Origin of the sequence: Streptococcus varani (assembly GCF_001375655.1) — a bacterium.
Taxonomy (GTDB): domain Bacteria; phylum Bacillota; class Bacilli; order Lactobacillales; family Streptococcaceae; genus Streptococcus; species Streptococcus varani.
The window spans coordinates 195632-219625 of record NZ_CTEN01000001.1 but is presented as its reverse complement, the minus strand read 5'-3'; the positions used below and the strand labels follow the sequence as shown (position 1 = coordinate 219625).

At 40.7% G+C, this 23994-nt stretch carries 19 protein-coding genes and 2 pseudogenes; 20 read left to right on the top strand and 1 reads right to left on the bottom strand.

Going from position 1 to position 23994, the window contains the following annotated elements; genetic code table 11:
- Positions 1 to 62 precede the first annotated feature (62 nt).
- The 9 genes and pseudogenes from argR to BN1356_RS01175 all read left to right on the top strand — a co-directional run.
- On the top strand, positions 63 to 515 hold the full coding sequence (gene argR, locus BN1356_RS01215) for an arginine repressor (RefSeq protein ID WP_093649620.1): 453 nt from the start codon (positions 63 to 65) through the stop codon (positions 513 to 515).
- Positions 512 to 3043 carry a DNA mismatch repair protein MutS gene (gene mutS, locus BN1356_RS01210; protein WP_093649619.1) on the top strand — a complete coding sequence of 844 codons (2532 nt, stop codon included), beginning with the start codon at positions 512 to 514 and terminating at the stop codon, positions 3041 to 3043. Before argR ends, mutS begins: the two co-directional genes overlap by 4 nt.
- Before the next feature lie 16 nt (positions 3044 to 3059).
- Entirely contained in the window at positions 3060 to 3269 is a 210-nt protein-coding gene (locus BN1356_RS01205; RefSeq protein ID WP_093649618.1) for a hypothetical protein, read from the top strand.
- 135 nt (positions 3270 to 3404) lie between these two features.
- A complete protein-coding gene (locus BN1356_RS12555) occupies positions 3405 to 3581 on the top strand; it encodes a hypothetical protein (RefSeq protein WP_176694196.1) in 177 nt (58 codons plus the stop codon).
- A gap of 14 nt (positions 3582 to 3595) precedes the next feature.
- Complete coding sequence (gene mutL, locus BN1356_RS01195) at positions 3596 to 5512, top strand: DNA mismatch repair endonuclease MutL (RefSeq protein WP_093649616.1); 1917 nt, start codon at positions 3596 to 3598, stop codon at positions 5510 to 5512.
- Positions 5513 to 5750: 238 nt separating this feature from the next.
- Positions 5751 to 6977, top strand: a complete 1227-nt coding sequence (locus tag BN1356_RS01190) for an MDR family MFS transporter (RefSeq protein ID WP_093649615.1) — start codon at positions 5751 to 5753, stop codon at positions 6975 to 6977.
- Positions 6978 to 7568: a Holliday junction branch migration protein RuvA gene (gene ruvA / locus BN1356_RS01185; protein ID WP_093649614.1), complete on the top strand. Its 591-nt coding sequence runs from the start codon at positions 6978 to 6980 to the stop codon at positions 7566 to 7568. It abuts the gene before it with no gap.
- Between the two features lie 48 nt (positions 7569 to 7616).
- The gene (locus BN1356_RS01180) at positions 7617 to 8180 is read left to right on the top strand and encodes a DNA-3-methyladenine glycosylase I (RefSeq protein WP_093649613.1); all 564 of its coding nucleotides are present in this window, start codon (positions 7617 to 7619) and stop codon (positions 8178 to 8180) included.
- 125 nt (positions 8181 to 8305) lie between these two features.
- A pseudogene (locus tag BN1356_RS01175) lies at positions 8306 to 9377 on the top strand (transposase); the annotation flags it as partial.
- A 19-nt stretch (positions 9378 to 9396) separates the two neighbouring features.
- On the opposite strand, the gene BN1356_RS01170 reads toward BN1356_RS01175, so the two are convergent.
- Positions 9397 to 10245 carry a helix-turn-helix domain-containing protein gene (locus BN1356_RS01170; RefSeq protein WP_093649612.1) on the bottom strand — a complete coding sequence of 283 codons (849 nt, stop codon included), beginning with the start codon at positions 10243 to 10245 and terminating at the stop codon, positions 9397 to 9399.
- A 446-nt stretch (positions 10246 to 10691) separates the two neighbouring features.
- On the opposite strand from BN1356_RS01170, the gene BN1356_RS01165 reads away from it, so the two are divergent.
- From BN1356_RS01165 to pgfM1, 11 genes and pseudogenes are all read left to right on the top strand, one after another.
- Positions 10692 to 11099, top strand: coding sequence for a hypothetical protein (locus BN1356_RS01165; RefSeq protein WP_093649611.1), 408 nt, complete (start codon positions 10692 to 10694; stop codon positions 11097 to 11099).
- Between the two features lie 17 nt (positions 11100 to 11116).
- Positions 11117 to 11407: a hypothetical protein gene (locus BN1356_RS01160; RefSeq protein WP_093649610.1), complete on the top strand. Its 291-nt coding sequence runs from the start codon at positions 11117 to 11119 to the stop codon at positions 11405 to 11407.
- 290 nt (positions 11408 to 11697) lie between these two features.
- The gene (locus BN1356_RS01155; RefSeq protein ID WP_093649609.1) at positions 11698 to 12957 is read left to right on the top strand and encodes a competence/damage-inducible protein A; all 1260 of its coding nucleotides are present in this window, start codon (positions 11698 to 11700) and stop codon (positions 12955 to 12957) included.
- 50 nt (positions 12958 to 13007) lie between these two features.
- Positions 13008 to 14147: a recombinase RecA gene (gene recA, locus BN1356_RS01150; protein ID WP_093649608.1), complete on the top strand. Its 1140-nt coding sequence runs from the start codon at positions 13008 to 13010 to the stop codon at positions 14145 to 14147.
- A 497-nt stretch (positions 14148 to 14644) separates the two neighbouring features.
- Positions 14645 to 15043: a transcriptional regulator Spx gene (spx, locus tag BN1356_RS01145; RefSeq protein WP_093649607.1), complete on the top strand. Its 399-nt coding sequence runs from the start codon at positions 14645 to 14647 to the stop codon at positions 15041 to 15043.
- A gap of 104 nt (positions 15044 to 15147) precedes the next feature.
- Entirely contained in the window at positions 15148 to 15738 is a 591-nt protein-coding gene (locus BN1356_RS01140) for an SP0191 family lipoprotein (protein WP_093649606.1), read from the top strand.
- A 170-nt stretch (positions 15739 to 15908) separates the two neighbouring features.
- A pseudogene (locus BN1356_RS13030) lies at positions 15909 to 16073 on the top strand (IS982 family transposase); the annotation flags it as partial.
- 105 nt (positions 16074 to 16178) lie between these two features.
- Positions 16179 to 16709 (top strand): TetR/AcrR family transcriptional regulator, encoded by a 531-nt coding sequence (locus tag BN1356_RS01135; protein ID WP_093649605.1) that lies wholly within the window; start codon positions 16179 to 16181, stop codon positions 16707 to 16709.
- A 202-nt stretch (positions 16710 to 16911) separates the two neighbouring features.
- Positions 16912 to 19782 carry a Rib/alpha-like domain-containing protein gene (locus tag BN1356_RS01125; protein ID WP_281175814.1) on the top strand — a complete coding sequence of 957 codons (2871 nt, stop codon included), beginning with the start codon at positions 16912 to 16914 and terminating at the stop codon, positions 19780 to 19782.
- Positions 19783 to 20069: 287 nt separating this feature from the next.
- Positions 20070 to 21029, top strand: coding sequence for a glycosyltransferase PgfS (gene pgfS, locus BN1356_RS01120; RefSeq protein WP_093649604.1), 960 nt, complete (start codon positions 20070 to 20072; stop codon positions 21027 to 21029).
- Entirely contained in the window at positions 21029 to 23992 is a 2964-nt protein-coding gene (pgfM1, locus tag BN1356_RS01115; protein ID WP_093649603.1) for a glycosyltransferase PgfM1, read from the top strand. The genes pgfS and pgfM1 overlap by 1 nt, the downstream gene beginning before the upstream one ends.
- Positions 23993 to 23994: the final 2 nt, after the last annotated feature.

The following is a 23994-nucleotide window of genomic DNA, read 5'->3' as shown; positions in this document are numbered from 1 at the left end:
AAAAATGAAAAAAGCCCTAAAATTTGGTATAATACTGATAATTATACAATACGAGGTGAATAATGAATAAAGCAGCAAGACAGGAACTCATCAAACAGATGGTTCAGGAAAATAAGATTGGTCGTCAGGCAGATATCCAAACCAATTTAAGAAAAAATGGTATTGTTGTTACACAAACGACCCTTTCACGGGATCTACGAGAAATTGGTTTGATCAAAGCTTATGAAAATGGACAATCTTTCTATGCTTTATCTGCAGAAGAAAGAGAGCGCTCCTTTACACAACTTCTAGCAGAGTATGCTTATAAGGTACAACGCGCCAGTTTTATTTTAGTGCTCCATTCTGAATTGGGTGAAGCTGCGCTTATGGCCAATATCATTGATGCAGAAAAACCAGATACGATTCTGGGGACGGTAGCTGGAGCAGATACACTCTTGGTGATTTGCCGTGATGAGGAGGCAGCAGAACTCTTTGAAGAAGAAATTACACGATTTTTAGAGGAAGATATTTCATGATAAAAGAAAAAATTTCTCCTGGAATGCAACAGTATCTGGATATTAAAGCTCAGCATCCAGATGCTTTTTTACTGTTTCGCATGGGAGACTTTTACGAATTATTTTATGATGATGCAGTTGAGGCGGCACAGATTTTAGAGTTGACCTTGACCAGTCGCAATAAGAATGCAGAAAATCCTATTCCCATGGCAGGGGTTCCCTATCATGCTGCTCAACAATACATTGATACACTGGTTGAATTGGGGCACAAGGTAGCCATTGCTGAACAGATGGAAGATCCGAAACAGGCAGTTGGTGTCGTCAAACGGGCTGTTGTGCAAATTGTCACGCCGGGGACGGTAGTGGACTCTACTAAAACGGACTCAGAAAGCAACTTCCTAGTAGCCCTTGATCATGCTGGTGCGGAATACGCCCTTTCTTATATGGATCTCACAACCGGTCAATTTTTTGTCACTAAACTAAGTGATTTCGCTGCAGTCTGTGGTGAAGTTCGGAATTTGCGAGCTCGTGAACTAGTGCTAGGTTTTGATTTGACAGAAGATCAGCAAGCTATTCTCGGCAATCAAATGAATCTGCTTTTGTCCCTTGAAAAAGAAGTAGCGGAAGACATTCAGCTAATCAATCCATCTCTCTCGCCTGTGGAAAAGACCGTTGCTGGAAAACTCCTCCGCTATGTTCATCGAACTCAGTTGAGAGAATTGTCTCATTTACAGAAGATTCAACGCTATGAAATCAAGGATTACCTGCAGATGGACTATGCGACAAAAGCAAGTTTGGATCTGCTGGAAAACGGTCGGACAGGCAAGAAGCATGGCAGTCTTTACTGGCTCATGGACCAAACCAAAACAGCCATGGGCATGCGCCTCTTGCGGACTTGGATTGACCGTCCACTGGTGGATAAAGAGCGCATTTTGGAGCGCCAGAATATTGTTCAGGTTTTCCTAGATTCCTTCTTTGAACGTAGCGATTTGACCGAGAGCCTCAAAGGTGTCTATGATATCGAACGTTTAGCCAGTCGAGTTTCTTTTGGTAAAACCTTGCCGAAAGACCTCTTGCAGTTGGCTCAAACCCTAGGCAATGTCCCTGCTATCAAGGCTATCCTAGAGCAGATCAATCATCCATCTCTGGCCGTACTGATTGCCCAATTGGACGCTATCCCAGAATTGCATGCGCTGATAAGTGCCGCCATTGATCCGGATGCCCAAGGAACAATCAGCGAAGGCAATATCATCAAAACGGGTTTTGACCAACAATTGGACCAGTACCGTATCGTCATGCGCGAAGGAACGGGCTGGATTGCAGAAATGGAAGCCAAAGAGCGGGCCAGTTCTGGCATCAACAATCTCAAAATTGATTACAATAAAAAGGATGGCTACTATTTCCATGTGACCAATTCCAACTTAGGTCAAGTGCCGGACCATTTTTTCCGTAAGGCTACACTGAAAAACTCAGAACGCTATGGAACGGAAGAATTGGCTAAAATTGAAGGTCAAATGTTGGAAGCGCGTGATAAATCTTCAAATCTGGAGTACGAGATTTTCATGCGGATTCGCCAGGAAGTAGAAAAGTATATCGGACGGCTCCAGTCGCTGGCCAAGGCCTTAGCGACTGTCGATGTCCTCCAATCCTTTGCTGTGGTGGCAGAGCTCCAGCATCTGGTACGACCTAACTTTACAGCTAGTCGCACCATCGCTGTCGAAAATGGACGCCACCCGGTAGTGGAAAAGGTCATGGGAGCCCAGTCCTACATTCCAAACTCAGTAAATCTGGACGACCAGACCCACATGCAGTTGATAACCGGTCCCAATATGAGTGGGAAGTCCACCTATATGCGCCAGTTAGCCATTATTGTGATTATGGCACAGATGGGTTCCTTTGTTCCAGCTGACCAAGCTGATGTACCCATCTTCGATGCCATCTTTACTCGTATTGGGGCTGCGGATGACTTGATTAGTGGTCAATCGACCTTTATGGTGGAGATGATGGAGGCCAACAAGGCCGTCCGACTGGCCAGTTCAGATTCCCTCATCCTCTTTGACGAGCTAGGACGTGGAACAGCTACCTATGATGGCATGGCCCTGGCTCAAGCGATTATCGAACACATCCACAACCATATTGGTGCCAAGACTCTTTTTGCGACCCACTACCATGAATTAACCAGTCTGGATCAAGAACTATATCACCTTGAAAATGTCCATGTGTCTACCTTGGAAAAAAATGGTCAGGTCACCTTCCTCCACAAGATTGCGGCAGGACCAGCTGATAAGTCTTACGGGATTCATGTGGCTAAGATTGCTGGACTACCCGAATCATTGTTGCAACGGGCAGACCATATTCTCCAAGAATTGGAAAAACAATCTGCTCAGGTTTCGCCAAGCAAAGAGGCTCCATCACTATTAACCAACCAACAACTCGATCTCTTTGTCCCTGAACACCCAGTTATCACTGCCCTGCAGGACTTGGATGTCTACAATATGACGCCTATGGAAGCCATGAATGCCCTAGCGGCCCTCAAGCAGAAACTATAGTCGGGAGGGTGGGGATATGGACGACAAATTGAAGAAGAAAATTCGACAACTTCGCTATTTACTCATCCTAATTCTAGTGCTTTCTGCATTGGTTTTGGGAGTACACCTACTTCAGTCTCATCCTTGGTACCGCTTTATACCAGTTATCATTGGCTCTCTAGCTAGTGGTATCTGTCTGATAATGTTGCCAACCATTGAAAAGAAGATAGAAGAAGCAGAGAAATAAGCAAACAGTTCCTCGTGGGCTGTTTTTGCTTTTCTTTGAGTATCAAAAATATCATTAGGGGAACTGCATCAATCGTTCTTTGGAAAAGTAAGGGATTTTTGTTACAATAGAAGAAATGAAATGCTCGAGGTAACTATGAAGAAATTTCAAATGGTGTTTTACGGCTTCTTTCTTTTGTTCAACAGTCTCTATGTTATCTATAATATAGTGACGGGATTTGACTGGTCACAGGTACTTCTACCTCTGATTTTTGCTATTTTTTGTGGATTTAGCCTTCGTTCGGTGATGAAAGAACATCAGCAATCTAAGTAGATGGGATACAAACGATGACACATATTATTGAATTGCCAGAAGTGCTGGCCAACCAGATTGCTGCCGGTGAAGTGATTGAGCGTCCTGCTAGTGTGGTCAAGGAGTTGCTGGAAAATGCTATCGATGCGGGCTCCAATCAAATTAACATTCGCATTGAGGAGGCTGGTCTTAAAACTATTGAAATAACAGATAATGGCTCGGGCATTCTTCCAGATGAAGTCCAGCTCGCTCTTCGTCGTCATGCTACTAGCAAAATTAAGAGTCATGCGGATCTTTTTCGCATTCGAACCCTTGGTTTTCGTGGGGAGGCCCTGCCGTCTATCGCCTCTGTTAGCCGCATGACCGTTCAGACGGCGACCGCTGAGAGTGCTCACGGCTGGTTAGTAGAATCAAAAGGTGGGGAAGTGGTGCGTGAAGAAACCATTAGTCGACCGGTCGGCACCCAAATGACTGTCGAGGATCTTTTTTATAACACTCCTGCTCGCCTCAAGTATATCAAGAGTCAGCAGGCCGAACTGTCTCATATCATCGATGTAGTCAACCGCCTCAGTCTGGCCCATCCAGAAATTGCTTTTTGTCTCATCAATGAAGACCGGACTCTCCTGCAGACTAGCGGAAAAGCAGACCTCCGTCAAGCCATTGCCGGTGTCTATGGGATTGCGACAGCTAAAAAGATGGTGGAAATCCAAGCAGATGATTTAGATTTTCAAGTATCTGGCTATGTCAGTCTACCTGAGTTGACCCGCGCCAATCGCAATTACATCACTATCCTCATCAATGGTCGCTATATCAAGAATTTCTTACTCAATCGAGCGATCTTGGAGGGTTATGGCAGCAAACTCATGGTGGGTCGTTTCCCCATTGCAGTTATTGATATCCAGATTGACCCCTACTTGGCTGATGTCAATGTCCATCCGACCAAACAAGAAGTCCGCATTTCCAAGGAAAAGGAACTGATGACTCTGATTAGCCAGGCTATTGCCAAGGCTCTTTCTGAGCAGGAGTTGATTCCAGATGCCCTTGAAAATCTGGCCAAGTCTAGCACTCGAACCAAGGTTCAAGCTGAACAGACCAGTCTCCCCTTGCGGGAGAGCAATCTCTACTACGATAGGGTCAAAAATGACTTTTTCCTCAAACCGGAGACGGTGGCAGAAGCCATTAAACCCTTGGAAGAATCGACAAGTTCTAGTAAACCAGCTAGCGTACAATTTGCCCAAAGGCAAGAAAATCAACATGTGGATGCTGATCATCCCGAACTGACTCAAACCGAATTGGTCAAGTTGGTGGATCAGTTGGAACATGAGGAAACGTCGACCTTTCCAGAGTTGGAGTTTTTCGGTCAGATGCACGGGACTTATCTCTTTGCTCAAGGAAAAGAGGGGCTCTTTATCATTGACCAACACGCGGCTCAGGAGCGGGTCAAGTATGAATATTACAGAGAAAAAATCGGTCAAGTTGACAATTCTGCCCAGCAGCTTCTAGTACCCTATATCTTTGATTTTCCAGGCAATGACGCCCTACTTTTGTCCCAGAAAATGGATCTCTTGCGTCAAGTTGGTGTCAACCTGGAAGAGTATGGTGTCAACCAGTTTATTCTGCGAGAACATCCTATCTGGATGAAAGAGGAAGAGATTGAATCTGGAATCTATGAGATTTGCGACATGCTACTCTTAACCAACGAAGTTTCTATCAAGAAATACCGGGCAGAGTTAGCCATTATGATGTCTTGTAAACGTAGTATCAAAGCCAATCATGCCCTAGATGATTACTCGGCGCGTGATTTGTTGCGTCAATTGGCCCTCTGCAAAAATCCCTATAATTGTCCTCACGGTCGTCCAGTCCTTGTCCACTTTAGCAAGTCTGATATGGAAAAAATGTTCCGCCGGATCCAGGAAAACCATAGCAGTTTACGGGAATTGGGGAAATATTAATCCTTAAAGAAAATCAAAGGTATGCCAAGCAACGGAACTTAGACCTACCTAGTGGTCGGCAAAAATTTTTAAGAAAGTATAACTTTGATTTCCAAAGAGGATAAGGATTTTTTTGAGAAAAGTGGGAAAAACCTTTTGCATAGAGTGGAATCCATTCTAGTGTTCTTTCGGCCCGTGGAAATGGTCTCCAAGACCATTTTTTGGTGATACAATGGTATGGTTACTATAGGAGAAGATGATGAAAGAGTTTTTTGCCCTACCCAAGCAGATTCAGATGCGGGAGGGGCTCAAGTTTTTTTCCATTATGTTGGGGGCAGCTGTATTTCCTTATATGGCAATCTATTTTGTCCAATATTTTGGAGCTTTTTGGACAGGGATGTTACTGATGATTACCCAAGTTGCGGGTTTCTTCGCCTCTCTCTACGGGGGACATCTAGCAGATTCTTGGGGGCGAAAAAAAGTCAGTGACTTGGGAAATTTTGGTGTTTTGATTGGCTATATCCTCATGACCATGGCCAACAGTCCTATTCAAACCATGCCTATGCTGACTTACTTGGGTCTATTAATCGCGGAGGTCATGTCCAATTTTTTCCAACCAGCTTTTGATGCCATGATTATTGATCTGACAGATATGACCAATCGGCGTTTTGTTTATACCATGAGCTATTGGCTCATTAATATTTCGGTTATGTTGGGTGCTGGGATAGCAGGTGTCTTTTATGATCATCACTTTTTCCAATTGTTAGTGGGGATGAGCCTGATTGCCTTGGTTACTTTTCTCATCATGTATTTTAAATTCGGGGAAACCAAACCCAAACACCTCAAATTTCAGCATGGTGCCGGTATCCTATCCACTTTTAAAAACTATGGCCAAGTCCTTGAGGATCGAACATTTTTGCTCTACACCTTGGGTATGTTGCTCAGTAGTGCCGTTTGGAAACAACTAGATAATTATATTCCAGTTCATTTTAAGGAACATTTTATGAAAGTCCCTTTCTTTGGTCAGGAGTTGACCGGAGCTAAGATGCTGAGTTTAGCTATTTTGGTCAATACGGTTATGATTGTTCTTCTTATGACAACGGTTAATCGCTGGACCAAAAAGATGAAGCTGATTCCCCAATACCTTTTGGGTGCTGGTCTTTTCAGTACAGGACTCTTCTTCACCATGGTTTTTGACTCCGTTTGGCCCATTCTCATCATGGTATTTCTCTATACCATCGGTGAAATGATTATGATTCCAGCTGGACAGGTTCTTAGGGCTGAAATGATGGATGAGGATAAGGTTGGGTCCTACTCTGGCTTTCTCTCTATGACCAATCCCCTGGGAACTATTTTAGCCTCCTTTATGCTATCGCTCAGTTACTTTACAGGAAAATCTGGCGTGCTCACTTTATTTGTACTAATTGCTGCATCCAGTATGATCCTGATTGTCAAATCCGCTCATTCAAGAAAGAAAGTTTTTTAAATGTTTGAATACCTTAAAGGTCGATTGACCAAAATTACTGCAAAATACATCGTCCTAGAAGTGGCTGGTATCGGCTATATTCTCCAAGTTGCCAATCCCTATCGTTACAGTGAATCTGTCAATCAGGGTCTTACCATCTATACCCATCAGGTTATCCGCGAAGACGCCCATCTTCTTTATGGCTTTGAAACAGAAAGTGAGAAGGATGTTTTCCTGCGCCTGATTTCCGTATCTGGTATCGGTCCAACCACAGCTTTAGCTATCATCGCTGTCGATGACAATGAAGGCCTGGTTCGTGCCATCGATCAGCAAAACATCACCTATCTGACCAAATTTCCTAAAATCGGCAAAAAAACAGCCCAGCAGATGGTGCTGGACTTGGCTGGTAAGTTTGTGGATGTGACCGTCGAAGCTGGCAATACGGCACCAAGTGCCCCAGCAGGCAACCTTGCCCTGGATGAAGCCATGGAAGCCCTATTGGCTCTCGGCTACAAGGCGACCGAAATCAAGAAAATTCGTGCCTTCTTTGATGGCACTACCGAAACTGCTGAGAATTATATTAAATCTGCGCTTAAAATGTTGATGAAGTAATACGCTAAGTATGATTGCTTTGACACTCAAAACTGGAAAGGAGTTCCCATGACCAATCGATGTGGTTGGGTTAAAATGACCAATCCTCTATATGTTGACTACCATGATAAAGAGTGGGGGCGGGCCTTCCATGACGAGCGGGCGCTTTTTGAGTTGTTGTGCTTGGAAACCTATCAGGCCGGCCTCTCCTGGGAAACCATTCTCAATAAACGAGCTGCTTTTAAGCAAGCCTTCCATGATTATGACTACCATCGAGTTGCCAAGATGACGGATGAGAAACTGGAAGAAATTTTGCTCAATCCAGACATCGTCCGCAATCGCCTGAAAATCTTTGCGACTAGAAGCAATACCCTGGCCTTTCTCGCTGTTCAGGAAGAATTTGGCAGCTTTGACAGTTATATCTGGTCCTTTGTTGATGGGAAGACGATTCATAACACAATACCTGACTATCGCCAAGCACCCGCCAAGACAGCCCTATCTGAGATCATTTCCAAAAACATGAAAAAACGAGGCTTCAAGTTTGTCGGCCCTGTCTGTGTATACTCCTTCTTACAAGCAGCAGGCCTGGTCAATGACCATGAGTCAACTTGTGATTTTAACCCCAATAAATAAAAATTCCGCTGAGAATACTCAACGGAATTTCAGACTGAAGACAAAGTCCTTGGAATTAGGTTTCTAAGGGCTTTTCTTTGTGAATAGGAGTATAATTAAAGTATCTAGTATGAGGAGGTTTGGCTATGCTTCATAAGGAAAAACCAGATTACAACCGCAATCAATATGGTTTCTATACACTGATGACCTTGTTCCAATTGATCATTTCCTTCGTCAAGTTGATGAGGTGATTGATTTTAACTTCATTTATGAGTTGGTAGAGGACACCTACTCAACCGATAATGGTCGTCCGAGTTTAGATCCTGTCATGCTGGTTAAAATCCCTCTTATTCAGTGCCTCTATGGTATTCGGTCCATGCGTCAAACTATCAAGGAAATCGAAGTCAATATGGCTTATCGTGGTTTCATAAGGGTGAGCATAAGGAAGTATTTGCCTATTCTGCTCAGGTAGCTTGTGATAAGCACGGTTGGGCATTGGCTTATACAGTTGAAGCAGGCAATATTCATGATAGCCAAGCTTTCCCTACTCTATTTTCTAAAATTGAACCCTTTCAACCACACTACCTGATTGCGGATGCCGGCTATAAAACACCAAGTATTGCCAAGTTTCTTCTAGACCAAAATATTACTCCTGTTTTTCCATACACTAGACCTAGAGGAAAGAAAGGGAAACTACGACCAAAAGATTTTATCTACGATGAGTATTTCGACTGTTACCTTTGTCCAGAAAATCAAGAACTAACCTATCGAACAACAACCCGTGAGGGCTATCGTGAATACAAGAGTGATCCTAAAATTTGTGCACAATGTCCTTTACTATCTGTCTGTACAGAAAGCAGAAACCATCAGAAGGTTGTGACGCGTCATATATGGAAAGAGGCCCTTGAGATTTGTGAAGATATCCGACATCAAAAAGGAATGAAGGAGCTTTATCAGAAGCGTAAGGAAACCATTGAACGGCTCTTTGGAACAGCCAAAGAGTACCATAATTTGCGCTATACGAGAGAAAGAGGAAAGTCCAAAATGGAAGACAAGGTTGGACTGACTTTGGCATGTCTCAATATCAAAAAACTGGTGAAAATGATGGCTGGGAAGCCTTTTTATTTTGTCCAAATCTGTCAATTTTCACTACATTTCGCATCATTATTCCGAAAATACAAAAAAGACAAAACTTCAAATGAAGTTTGTCTTCAATCTGAAATTCCGCTGAGAATACTCAACGGAATTTTTTTACCTCTTCTTCAAGCATCGAAACTAAGTCGTCCTCTTCTGTCAAACGAAGTAAGGTCAAACCCTTCTCGATTAAGTCATCATCTCCGCGGCAGATGCCTAGACGGACTTGGGCAAAGCCTAGAGAATCATAGCGTTTTACCTCTTTTGCGAGTTCAAGCATTTTGAGAGAAACTCTCTCGCACCTGTCTTTGAAATTGTTGTATAGATATATCGTCGAGATATTTGTCAGAAGCTTTTTCTTCAAAGGTTTGATGCTTGTATAGCCTTCATATTTCTCAATTCGTTCAAAAATCATCTCGGTAATAAGTTCAAGAGATTCGATGGGAAAAGAAAACAGTATTGAATTGAGCAACTGGAAATCAATGAAATACCAGTTATCTTGTTTTTTAAGATAAGACCAGATTTTTTCTTTTGTTTCAAGAAAAGACTTTTCAGTGGATTTCAAGCCATGAGAGCGAAGATGAATAGTGATGCCTAGCATATCATTGATATGTTCAATAGGGGTATCATGATGAGATGTAAGGTAGTTCTCGCAAAGCACCTTCAATTCCTTCAGTTCCTTTGTGCCAGTAATTGAGATGTGGTTAAAAGCAAGATTGATGATTTCTTGTCTTTTGCTAGGTTTATAAAAGTTACAAATATAGCGAAACTCTTCCAAACTCATATCAATTTGATTAAGGAGGAAAACCATATTTTCAATATTAGGCAAGCTTTGGCAGGATTCAAATTTGGAAAGACTTGTACGTGAAAACTGATTTCCACACACCTCTGCTTGAGTAAGTCCTTTAGCTATCCGTATTTCCTTATAAATCTTTCCAAAATCCCATCGCATACGATTCCTCCTTTATCAAAATGTGAATATAGTTTACAAAATAATTTTACCTCAACTTTTATGATAATATTATACCAAATAAAATACGAAACAGGAGAAAAAAATGAGACGTTATAACATAGTTTATTTGCTAACGCTGGTCCTCCTACCTATCTTGCAACAATTATTTGATAAAGGAATTTATCCATGGGAGTGGTAAACAATATTGTGAATGGAAAAAGCCAGTAAGTTAATCCTATTTGGCCTTATAAATCATAGAGCAACAGCATGAACAATATTGATTATTTTGTTTCTGACATTTTCGGTTATGTTCTGATGAAAAAGAGAGACATTCCCCTCACTATTAGGAATAGGATGTGATGAAAAGAAAGGAGGTAAGTCCAATGTATAGTGCTCATATATAGTTGACAATTCAAAGTTTTTAAAAGATAATGAGGAAAGTAATTATGAAAAAAATTGTCTATTCACTCCTAGCACTTGGTTTAGCTTTTACATTTTCACAAGTATCAGTTAAAGCGGATGAAACTGCAGTTAATGAATATGCTATCCAAATTGAAAATAATATTGGTGAAAACGGAATTCAACCATTTTCAGTACCATCAGAAGTATACAGGTATGTTGGACGGACTAACTATCGGGTAACAAAAAACTGGTACTATGTTTACAGTTCTACGCTCTCAGTCCCTATACCGATACCTGGAGTTAGTGGTCAAATGTATAGACAATATAAAGTGTATTGGAGAAATGTAAGTTATAATCTAGAATACGATGTCTATTCTTCGACTGGAACATATCTAAGACGGGAGAGGAGGCTTATCAATACCATTGAAGAAGACTGGAGACTTTCACCTTAGAAGGAGGTAGGAGTAATATGGTTAAAAATAAAACTCTTGATGTGACAAAGAAATTTCTAGCCATTCTTATTTTATTGCTAGTGCCGAGGTTTATCACTTCCCAATTTTATGCACTGTCCTTTTTATTTGAGTGGGGGCCACCCCTTATTTTTACTGGTTTACTCATTTTATTAATTGGACAGGAGTTCTTTGGCAAGTGGAAGAAGATAAATATATGGAAACCAATCTTCCTAAGTTACTTAGCCTATTTACTTTGGGGAGCTATCCACGTTATTGTCATTGTTTGGGAGATGCTTGCGAAAGCCTAGCCTCTTGCTAGTATCGATTATGCTACCTTGTGTAAATTAACTGCATCTGCATGCTTTTGAGAAATGCCTTTTAATCGAGATGTCAGTTTCAACTAGAGGGATGACGCAACGCCCTCTTTTCAAGAGATACGTTGTTAAATAAACTATGGCTAAGATAAAGAAGAGCTTGACCAATAAGGAAAGTAAAAAGTGAGATTATCAAACCAAAAACTTGCAGAAGTCTGTAAGTTTTTTTACATCTTTTATGTTAGAATAAAGAAAAAATCCGAATAGACTAAGTAGGAGGTCATATGAGAGCAGAGTTGATTGCGGTAGGGACTGAGATTTTGACGGGGCAAATCGTCAATACCAATGCCCAGTTTTTATCTGAAAAGTTTGCGGAGAACGGCATTGATGTCTTTTTTCAAACGGCTGTTGGGGACAATGAAAAACGTCTCTTATCGGTCTTGGATGTAGCCAGTCAGCGGAGTGATTTGGTAGTTCTTTGCGGTGGTTTGGGGCCAACTGAAGACGACTTAACCAAGCAGACCTTGGCGAAGTTTTTGGGAAGAGAATTGGTGTTTGATCCTCAAGCTAGCCAGCGCTTGGATGAGTTTTTTGCCAGTCGTCCGCAGTATTCTAGAACGGCCAACAATGAACGCCAGACTCAGATTATTGAAGGTTTCGTTCCAGTGCAAAATGTGACAGGTCTGGCTGTTGGGGCTATTCAGGAGATAGATGGGGTTACCTATGTTGTCTTACCGGGCCCTCCTAGCGAGCTCAAGCCCATGGTCAATGAAAATTTACTGCCCTTGTTATCCACTAATCAGGACAAACTCTACTCTCGGGTTTTGCGTTTTTTGGACATTGGGGAAAGCCAATTGGTGACCGTTTTGAAAGATATGATTGACCAACAGACAGATCCAACTCTGGCTCCATATGCCAAGACGGGTGAGGTCACTTTGCGCCTCTCGACTAAGTCTCTTAGCAAAGAGAAGGCGGATTTTAAATTAGACAAGTTGGAAAAAGAAATTTCCAGTTTCAAGTCCATGGAAGGGCAGTCTTTATCAGAGCTCATTTATGGTTATGGAGAGGACAATAGCTTGGCGCGTGTAGTTTTTGACCTCTTAAAAGAAAAAGGCAAGACCATCACAGCAGCTGAAAGTCTGACAGCTGGGCTTTTTCAATCTAAATTAGCGGATTTTGCCGGGGCTTCACAGGTCTTCAATGGAGGCTTTATTACATATTCCATGGAAGAAAAATCGAAGATGCTCCAAATACCTCTGACGGAATTGAAAGAACATGGTGTGGTATCCAGCTTTACTGCTGAAAAAATGGCTGAACAATCCAGAATCTTGACGGGAGCCGATTTTGGGATTGGACTGACCGGTGTGGCTGGACCAGAATCGCTGGAAAATCAGCCAGCAGGCACTCTTTTTGTAGGACTTTCGACTAAGGAAGGGACTCAATCTATCCGTGTCCTAATCGGAGGACGCAGTCGTTCAGACGTTCGCTATATCGCCACCGTACACGCTTTCAATATGGTGCGCAAAGCTTTATTAAAAAGCTGAAATCTGGTATAATAGACAAGCTATACCTCTAGAAGAGAAAGGAAACTATTTTGGCTAAAAAGACAAAGAAAACAGAAGACATCACAAAGAAATTTGGTGATGAGCGTAAAAAGGCATTAGATGATGCGCTGAAGAATATCGAAAAAGATTTTGGTAAGGGTGCAGTCATGCGCCTAGGAGAACGTGCGGAGCAGAAAGTGCAAGTCATGAGTTCAGGTTCCCTTGCTTTGGACATTGCTCTGGGTGCAGGTGGTTATCCAAAAGGTCGTATCATTGAAATCTATGGTCCAGAAAGTTCTGGTAAAACAACGGTTGCTTTACATGCGGTAGCACAAGCGCAAAAAGAAGGCGGTATCGCAGCCTTTATCGATGCGGAGCATGCTTTGGATCCATCCTATGCAGCAGCACTAGGCGTTAACATTGATGAACTTCTCTTGTCACAACCCGATTCTGGTGAACAAGGTTTGGAAATCGCTGGTAAATTGATTGACTCTGGGGCAGTTGACTTGGTGGTTGTTGACTCAGTTGCGGCTCTTGTGCCACGTGCAGAGATCGATGGAGATATTGGTGATAGCCACGTTGGTTTGCAAGCTCGTATGATGAGCCAAGCTATGCGTAAACTCTCAGCCTCTATCAATAAAACAAAAACCATTGCTATCTTTATCAACCAGCTGCGTGAAAAAGTAGGGGTTATGTTTGGGAATCCGGAAACAACACCTGGTGGACGTGCCCTCAAGTTCTACGCTTCTGTCCGTCTAGATGTTCGTGGCAATACCCAAATCAAGGGTACAGGCGACCAAAAAGACCAAAATGTTGGTAAGGAAACCAAAATCAAGGTCGTGAAAAATAAGGTGGCTCCTCCCTTTAAAGTAGCAGAAGTTGAAATCATGTACGGAGAAGGTATTTCCCAAACCGGTGAGTTGATTAAGATTGCCAGCGAATTGGGGATTATCAACAAGGCCGGGGCTTGGTTCTCTTACAATGATGAGAAAATTGGTCAAGGTTCCGAAAATGCTAAGAAATTCTTGGCAGAAAATCCAACAATCTTTGAAGAAATTGACCACAAAGTACGCGTACACTTCGGCATGGTCGAAGACACAGCTGCTCCAGTAACGCCAACTGAAGAAAAAGCACCAGCAACAGATGATCTCATCCTTGACTTGGATGGCGGCATTGAGCTGGATGATTAAAAAGGTCTGGTGGACCTTTTTAACTTGCGCTGAGAAATAACAAAGCGCAACCAGTCCGGTGGATCTTTTTAACGTGAGCCCGGAAACTGAAAAGCGAGCAAAGGTAAGTCAGCTTAAATTATCCAGTGGATGATTTAAGCTTGGAAAAAGATCAAGCGAAGCTTGTGTCAAACCTGATTTCGTTGACTTGGATTGAGGGAAATAATCTTTCCCTTTTTTAATACCTCGAACAGTCTCTCCTCAGACTGTTTGAACTGTGCAAAAACATTCAGTCGAATGTATACCTTGATTTTATTTGTTTTTTGATGCTTTTTCCGAATAAATACCTTATTAAATATCGTAAAAAATAGTTAAGTATCTGAAAAAAGCAAAAAATGAGCTATAATTCTCTAAAAAACAGTGTCAAAAATGAAAAATAGGTCTCCAGATGGAGTGCTTTTATGGTATAATAATTTATAATGAGTTAAGAAAAATGTAGCAAAGGAGAGACCGACTACATGATTAAAATTTATACAGTATCCAGTTGTACCAGTTGTAAAAAAGCTAAAAACTGGCTTAATGCCCATCAATTAACCTATAATGAACATAATCTCGGAAAAGAATCCATTACTAAAGAAGAAATACTAAATATTCTAACAAAAACTGAAAATGGGATTGCAAGCATCGTATCTTCAAAAAATCGCTATGCTAAAGGTTTAGCTTGTGATATTGAGGAACTGAGTGTTAATGAAGTGATTGATATTATCACGGAGAACCCTCGTATTTTGAAGAGTCCTATTCTGATCGATGAGAAACGATTGCAAGTAGGTTATAAGGAAGATGATATCCGTGCTTTTTTGCCCCGTGCAGTCCGCAATGTTGAAAATGCTCAAGCTCGCATGCGTGCAGCTCTATAAAGAAGCTAGAACAGCCTAATCAGGCTGTTTTTTGTCGTGTAATTTGACAAATAGACAGTGTCATCATATAATGAAAAGTGTTTACAAAAATAATGGAGGAGTATATGAAAAAGTATATCCTATGTTTGTTGCCTTTTTTCTTAGTATTGATTGCTTGTTCAAGTCAGGCATCTGATCAGTCAAAAGAATCAAAAGCAGCGACGACGAGCCAGGAGCTTGTAACAACGACCGAAGTCACTACTGAAGCAGTTGTAGAAGAACCTGAAAAAGTAGAAGTCTACCAGTACGAAGTTGTCGAAGAAAATGTCAAACAGATTGTGAAAGAAATTCTCAACTATAAAGGCGATAAGTTCCTGAAGATGGGATTGCATATCACTCAGGAAGCAGACGAGGCGACTAAGGCTAACTTCGTTGGCTTTGATTTTGCAACAGTTAAAACAGAGCTTCTAGCCTACTTAGAAGAACAGAACTTTACTAATCAACTTCGCGCAGTACCTGGTTTAGAATTAGCAACGGATGTTAGTCCAGATTATTCCATTATCATGCATATCAAGATTGACATGGCTACCATTGACTTACAAGCCTTATCAAATGTTGAGGGGGTTGGAGCAGACTTCACCGACTTAGATAGTGTAACCCCATCGGCTTATATCCTTGGTTTGAAACTAAGGGGTGCAGTAAAAGTAAGCGAATAACGCTTGAGAGTTTCAATATGATAAACATACTAATCTTAGTATGTTTAAAGTGGGCTCCTTACCACTAAAACCAATGATTTGATGTTTTTTAATAAATGAGTTAATGTGTATAAAAAAGCGAAGACCACTTTATCGAATGTTAGCCTTCGACTTCTATTCATAACTAATTAAAGAATATGGTTGATTACTTTTGGGATGACAACTCTAAAATTAGTTGTTTACGAAAACCGATTGAGACATTATTTTCAAATTTGGAATAACTTGGGATTGAAAATTTACGTTGTCGAAATCTTTCTGCACTGAAATTTAGATTTGAAGTTATGTTACTGATTTACTGTTTTGATGGAAACTATCTGATATGAGTTTGGCAGAAGTTTGAGATAGTTAACTAACTATTACCAGAGGTAAAAAATAAGTATTAAGGTTTTAGGGTCTAATTAATGAAAAAAGATATCAATTTACAATTATTATTATCTGTTTCACACTTGTTAAATAATAAACCGATGCAATCTATAACTATAACTGAGCTATCAACAGTTGCTGGCTTAAGTAGAAGAACTTTTTATAATTATTACTATTCAAAAGAAGATTTTTTTACTGAGTTGTTGTCAAATTATTTTGATAGAATTACACAGATTTTACAAGAAGATATGTCTCTAGGAACTCCTGTAATGTTAAAAGTTTTAAAATATCTCTTTAATAAGGAAAATCAATTTATTCTTCAGTCATTACTTTCGAATTTTCCTGGCATGAAAGAGTCTATCATTCAATATATAAGGGACATTGTAAAAAATTCCGACATTGTAGATTTGAGCGATAAACTAGAGAGAAACTATTCCGTACCTTATGAATATGCATTCGAGCTTTATACTACAACTGTAAATTCTATTATTCTGAAATGGATAACAACTGGTTTTCAAGAATCGCCAGAAGAGATTTCGAACATCATCAGTAAATCAGTTAAAGTATAGTTAGCTAAAAGTAGGCTGCAATTTCCAGGTTGCAACATAATTATCGCTGAGCTATTGTCAATCACCCCCCCTTTTTTTTCGATTTACATTTTTTAACTCAGATTATACAAAAAGCACATCGTTTGTGAATTTTGTGTGCTTAGAACATGTTATAATTTTTATGTGTTTTTAAAAACACATAAAAATTAGAAAGGAAATATCAATGTTTTTGAAGAAATATTTTAAAAATGCTAAATTTGACTTAAGTAAAAGTAAGCAAAGATATAGCATTAAAAAATTTAAAATAGGAGCAGCATCTGTCCTGATAGGATTGAGCTTCTTCGGTTCTAATAGTTTTGATAGGGTTCTAGCTGATACGGATTCATCGGATGTCACAACTAAAGTGACACAGGGTATAGCCGATAATGATAAAATTAATTTAGGTGAGTCCTCTTTAGCATTAGATGATCAATCATCCAAATTGCAAAGAGAAATTGAAGCTACTACAAATTATTCAAGTCAAAACGAACCGACAGGTAAGGATCAAACAGTTAATGTTGGTGATGAACCGAACGTTGATAACTCTATCAATAAAAATGCCGTTTTAGAGAGCGGACGCATATCTCGTCGTATGTCGAGAGCAGCTGTTTTTGAAAGTACAGTTATCGAGTCAATGTATTACCAAGTTAACGAAGATATGAGAGCGAATTTTAAAAATATCGCAGAATATAAAGGTTACAATCTAAAGTTTGTCATGAAGAATACGAATGACACTGGATTTGTTGCTCCTTTCCAAAATCTTTTTGGTTCTAACTGGGGACAAAGATTTAATGTACCAATGGATTTTTATGGTCCGCTACCATTTAATAGAAACTCAAAAGTTTTTAATTTAGAAGACTACTTTGATCTTTATTTAGTTTCTCCGAGTGGTATACAAACTAAAATCGAAGGATCGACAGGTATTGTTTTTTTGGGGTATAATTTCACAGAAACTGCCGGTAAAAATGTAGATATTTATTTTAATTTTACTAAAGAACAAGCTGTGACTGCGGGACTCCCAGACCCTAGAGATGCCGATAAAAACGAACCGACAGGTAAGGATCAAACAGTTAATGTTGGTGATGAACCGAACGTTGATAACTCTATCAATAAAGATGGCTTGCCAGCAGGTACAACGTACGCATACGAAACTCCAGTAGACACAAGCACACCTGGTGAAAAAGATGCCGTTGTAGTGGTAACATACCCTGATGGAAGTACAGATAAGGTTCCTGTAAAAGTTAACGTTGTAGATCCACGTACAGATGCCGATAAAAACGAACCGACAGGTAAGGATCAAACAGTTAATGTTGGTGATGAACCGAACGTTGATAACTCTATCAATAAAGATGGCTTGCCAGCAGGTACAACGTACGCATACGAAACTCCAGTAGACACAAGCACACCTGGTGAAAAAGATGCCGTTGTAGTGGTAACATACCCTGATGGAAGTACAGATAAGGTTCCTGTAAAAGTTAACGTTGTAGATCCACGTACAGATGCCGATAAAAACGAACCGACAGGTAAGGATCAAACAGTTAATGTTGGTGATGAACCGAACGTTGATAACTCTATCAATAAAGATGGCTTGCCAGCAGGTACAACGTACGCATACGAAACTCCAGTAGACACAAGCACACCTGGTGAAAAAGATGCCGTTGTAGTGGTAACATACCCTGATGGAAGTACAGATAAGGTTCCTGTAAAAGTTAACGTTGTAGATCCACGTACAGATGCCGATAAAAACGAACCGACAGGTAAGGATCAAACAGTTAATGTTGGTGATGAACCGAACGTTGATAACTCTATCAATAAAGATGGCTTGCCAGCAGGTACAACGTACGCATACGAAACTCCAGTAGACACAAGCACACCTGGTGAAAAAGATGCCGTTGTAGTGGTAACATACCCTGATGGAAGTACAGATAAGGTTCCTGTAAAAGTTAACGTTGTAGATCCACGTACAGATGCCGATAAAAACGAACCGACAGGTAAGGATCAAACAGTTAATGTTGGTGATGAACCGAACGTTGATAACTCTATCAATAAAGATGGCTTGCCAGCAGGTACAACGTACGCATACGAAACTCCAGTAGACACAAGCACACCTGGTGAAAAAGATGCCGTTGTAGTGGTAACATACCCTGATGGAAGTACAGATAAGGTTCCTGTAAAAGTTAACGTTGTAGATCCACGTACAGATGCCGATAAAAACGAACCGACAGGTAAGGATCAAACAGTTAATGTTGGTGATGAACCGAACGTTGATAACTCTATCAATAAAGATGGCTTGCCAGCAGGTACAACGTACGCATACGAAACTCCAGTAGACACAAGCACACCTGGTGAAAAAGATGCCGTTGTAGTGGTAACATACCCTGATGGAAGTACAGATAAGGTTCCTGTAAAAGTTAACGTTGTAGATCCACGTACAGATGCCGATAAAAACGAACCGACAGGTAAGGATCAAACAGTTAATGTTGGTGATGAACCGAACGTTGATAACTCTATCAATAAAGATGGCTTGCCAGCAGGTACAACGTACGCATACGAAACTCCAGTAGACACAAGCACACCTGGTGAAAAAGATGCCGTTGTAGTGGTAACATACCCTGATGGAAGTACAGATAAGGTTCCTGTAAAAGTTAACGTTGTAGATCCACGTACAGATGCCGATAAAAACGAACCGACAGGTAAGGATCAAACAGTTAATGTTGGTGATGAACCGAACGTTGATAACTCTATCAATAAAGATGGCTTGCCAGCAGGTACAACGTACGCATACGAAACTCCAGTAGACACAAGCACACCTGGTGAAAAAGATGCCGTTGTAGTGGTAACATACCCTGATGGAAGTACAGATAAGGTTCCTGTAAAAGTTAACGTTGTAGATCCACGTACAGATGCCGATAAAAACGAACCGACAGGTAAGGATCAAAGAAAAATTTTGCCTGTAACAGGTGAAGAATCTAATTCTTTTTTGATAGCTCTAGGTTTATTAATCATTTCTGGTGTAGGAATCTCTCTAGTATCTTCAAAACGTAAACGTGACTAATAATATTGAATTTTATAATTCTATCAAAAAAGATTTGTTGTTGACTGTAATGAGTTAATCAACAGTTAAACCTTGGAGAGAACCAAACTGGTTCTCTCCATTTTTTAGTAAAACGAAAGTAATTGCACTTAATGATATTGATGAGATTATTGGTTGCCTCTATGTTGACATTTGAATAAAGTAACTCGAGAGCATTGATAATTTTTTCAAAAAATGATAGGAGAGAAAGGAAAATTTTCTCTTTCGATAAATAAGAGAACAATCTTAGAGTTTATGAGGGAGATAGGATGAAATTATCGTTGCTCATTACATTTTATAATGAAGAAAACATGATTGAAAAGACTCACCTAGCTATGAATGCACAACTGGAGAGTATGTTGGGCAGTGAGTTGGATGACTATGAGTTACTCTATATTGATGATGGTTCTACGGACCGCACATTTGAGTTGATGGAACAATTAGCACAGGAGAATGATCACCTACGTTATCTTAGTCTCAGTCGCAATTTCGGTCGTGAGGGCGGTATTTTAGCTGGTTTTAAATATGCAACGGGTGATGCGGTCATGGTCATGGATGGGGATTTGCAACATCCACCTTATTTGATCCCTCAGTTTTTGGCTGCCTACAAGGAAGGTTATGATGTTGTTAGTGGTCAGCGGGATCGTGAGGGCGAATCTAAACTAGCCAGCTTCTTTGCTCATTTTTTTTACAATCTTTCCAATCGTTCCATGGATGTTCAGTTGACAGATGGCAAGTCAGAATTGCGTCTTCTGAGCAGAAAGGCTGTGACAACTTTTCTCTCTTTGCCGGAGTACAATCGTTTTAATAAGGGATTGTATGAATGGATTGGCTTTAGAGAAAAAGTCATCAAGTACAAAAATCAGGTTCGTGAAGCGGGTAAGAGTAAGTTTGGATTCAAGAAATCGTTCAACTATGCCATCCAAGGCATCATTTCCTTTAATGATAAACCATTGCGGGTCTGTATCCAGTTTGGTTTTTTTAGTCTGGGTTTGGCCTTTCTCTATCTCCTCGTTGAACTTTACCGCTATTTTGCTAATTCTGGTCATACAGTCAGTGGTTATTTTACAACCATTGCTGCCATCATCCTTTTTAGCGGAGTGCAGTTGATTTCCATTGGAGTTCTCGGTGAATATATCGGTAAAATTTATTATGAAGTCAAGCGCCGACCACACTTTGTGGTGGAGAAAACCAATATTGAAAAAGCTGAGAAAGATAGGGTTGGGTAATGATAAAAGTTTTAAATGAATGGGCTTCCTTTGTTGATAAGAAGGCGGCTTCCCTTAAAAGTTGGGCCAAAAATCATCCAGCAACCAGTGTCTATTTAGCAAGTGCACTCGCTCCCATGCTTATCATGCTGGTTGTGTGGGCTATAATGGGCATGTATCCATTCGGAAACAAAAGTCTCATGGCGGTGGACTTTAGTCATCAGTACATCAGTTTCTTTGCTTTTTTGAAGAATACGGTATTAACGGGGGATTGGTCTGCCTTTGCCTACTCTTTTACCAAGTCCATTGGTGGAGAGATGGTCGGGGTTTTATCCTATTACTTGATGAGTCCTTTCAATCTCATCTATATCCTCATGCCCCTAAAATATTTTCCACTGGCTGTCTTTTTGACGATTTGGCTGCGCTATGGGGTTATTGGATGGAGTTTTGCCTATCTCTTGGTCAAACGCTACAAAGGCTTAGACAAAAAGGTCTGGCTTCTTCCGCTCTTTTCGACGGCTTATACCCTTTCAGGTATGTTGGTTTCTTACCAGATGAATGTCATCTTCTATGATGCTATGTTCATGCTTCCAATCCTGATAGTAGCCTTGGAGGAGTTATTGGATGGTGCCAAACCCTACAAGTACATGCTTCTCTTGGCTTTAACCATGTTTATGCAGTTCTACTTGGGCTATATGGTTTGTATCTTTATTGCTCTCTATGCTTGTTACTATTTGGAACCGAACTTGTCCATTGAAGTTACATGGAAAAATCGTTTCAAAAACTATTTTCAACCTCTGCTTGCTGTACTTTGCTTCTCAATTCTAGGTGTTGGATTAGCGTCGGTTCTTCTCTATCCAGTTGTTGTCAACCTTATGCAGAGCAAGGGGCAGGTTGGTGGGGGTATGGCCTTTGCCTGGGCGCTCCAAATTAATCCTTTGGATATTTTGTCCAAACTCATGATAGGTGGCTTTGATACGACTTCTGGTTGGTCAGCTGGGCCAAACTTACCCAATATCTATGTTGGAGCAACCAGCTTACTTGGATTTCTATTTTATTTCAAGTTTGCCAAGGCGCACCGTTTTCAGAAAATCGCTGCAGGTCTTGTCACATCCGTTTTTTTCCTTTCCTTTGTCCATGAATTTACCAGTAAAATCTGGCATATGGGCCAAAACCCAGCTGGCTTCTTCTATCGTTTCTCATGGCTTCTTTCTTTCTTCATGGTGCTATTGGCCTACCAGGCTTATAAGCAAAATCCGAAGTTGACTTGGAAAGGTGTCTTGATTGGACTAGCTACTATCGGTCTTTCTGGTTACTATGTCAATAGTCAAGAATATAGCTACATTGCTAGAAAACAACCGGAAGTCGTGGCTGAGTTTCTAAAAAACAATGGTGCTAGGATTTCTCTTTTGCTTGCCCTGTGTATTACCGCCATTCTCTTTTATATTTGGAAGAAGTGGGAAGAAGAAAATAAGGTTAAGTTGTTTACCTCAGCTAGTTTGTTGGTTAGCCTTGCTCTTGCTATCTTACTCCTGCAAAAAGGTTACTTGCTGACACAGGTTACCATGACCATGTTTTCGTGGACAGTCGTGCTTCTTGCCTTTGCTTTCCGCCCTAAGAAGTTTGTTTGGGTGCTCCTTATGGCCATGACTTTTTTGGAGTTGGGTTGCAATGCTTATCTTTCTCAGGTGACATTGGGTTATGCGGATGCCTACAAGTTCAGTGATGCGACAATCTCTGTTAAACGTGTAACGGATACCATCAAGGATAATAATACAGCAGGTTTCTACCGTATCGCTGGCTCCTTTGCCTACTCACGGACATCGCCAACCCTCCTCAACTATCCTGGACTTAGCACCTTTAGTTCTAGCTTAGAGCGGACTACTATGGATCATTTTGCTTATATGGGGGATTATGGGATTAATGCCTCAACTCAATACGCAAATGGGACGCTTTTAACGGATGCTCTCTATGGTGTTCGTTACTATATGGACTACAAGGAGAAAGATCCAGCTGAGATTGAAGAGCATCCTGAGAGACAGTATTTCGGCCCCTTGACCACACGTAAAGATTTTAAAGAAACCTTTACTGAAAAAGTCTATGAAGATAGTCGCTATGTAGTTTATGAAAACCCAGATGCCTTCTCAGTAGCTTTTGGGACAGGTGTCTTACTTCAAAATATTACTTTTGGACAAAATAATCCTGTCTCGAATCAAAACCTCATCCTCAACACCATGATGGGGCAACAAGAAAATGTTATTCCTTATTTTCAGGCCTATAGCTTTACAGATATCCAAACGGAAAATATGGAAGAAATACAAAATGAGCTTGGTCAGATGGTCTATAAGGTGAAGAACCAACATACAGCTGGGATTATTCGCTATAAGGCCGTGCCAAAGAGCAACTACACTTATTACTTCGCAACGCCTAATAACTTAAAAAATTACCGTGATAAGGTATCCATCTTATTGGATGGGAAATGGTTGCCTCATAACGTGTCCTTTGCTCAAAAACAATTGTGGCAAATTGCTGCAAATGATGAAGGAAAGGAAATCACTTTGGAATTCCGCTTCACAACGGACCAAGAAATTAATATGAGCGATGCCGGCTTTATCCGTGCGGATAATGATGCCATCAAAGCTGTCTTAGCGGCTCGAAAAGAGCAAGAGATGACGGTAACCAAGTGGACCAATACCCGAATTGAAGGAGATGTCACTATTACAGACGACTCCAGTGTCATGATGACTAGCCTTCCATATAGCCCTGGTTGGACCGTCAAGGTTGATGGAAAAGAAGTCGCAACTAAGCGGGCTTGGGATGCTTTCCTTTCTTTTCCCATTACATCTGGTAAACATAAGATTGTTATGACCTATGTTCCAAGTGGACTGCTTGCTGGATTCTTCTTTAGCTTGATTTCAATGAGTGGTGTCTTAGGCCTACTTTATTACGATTATAAAGTGGAAAGCAAAAAAGATTTGTCTTAGGA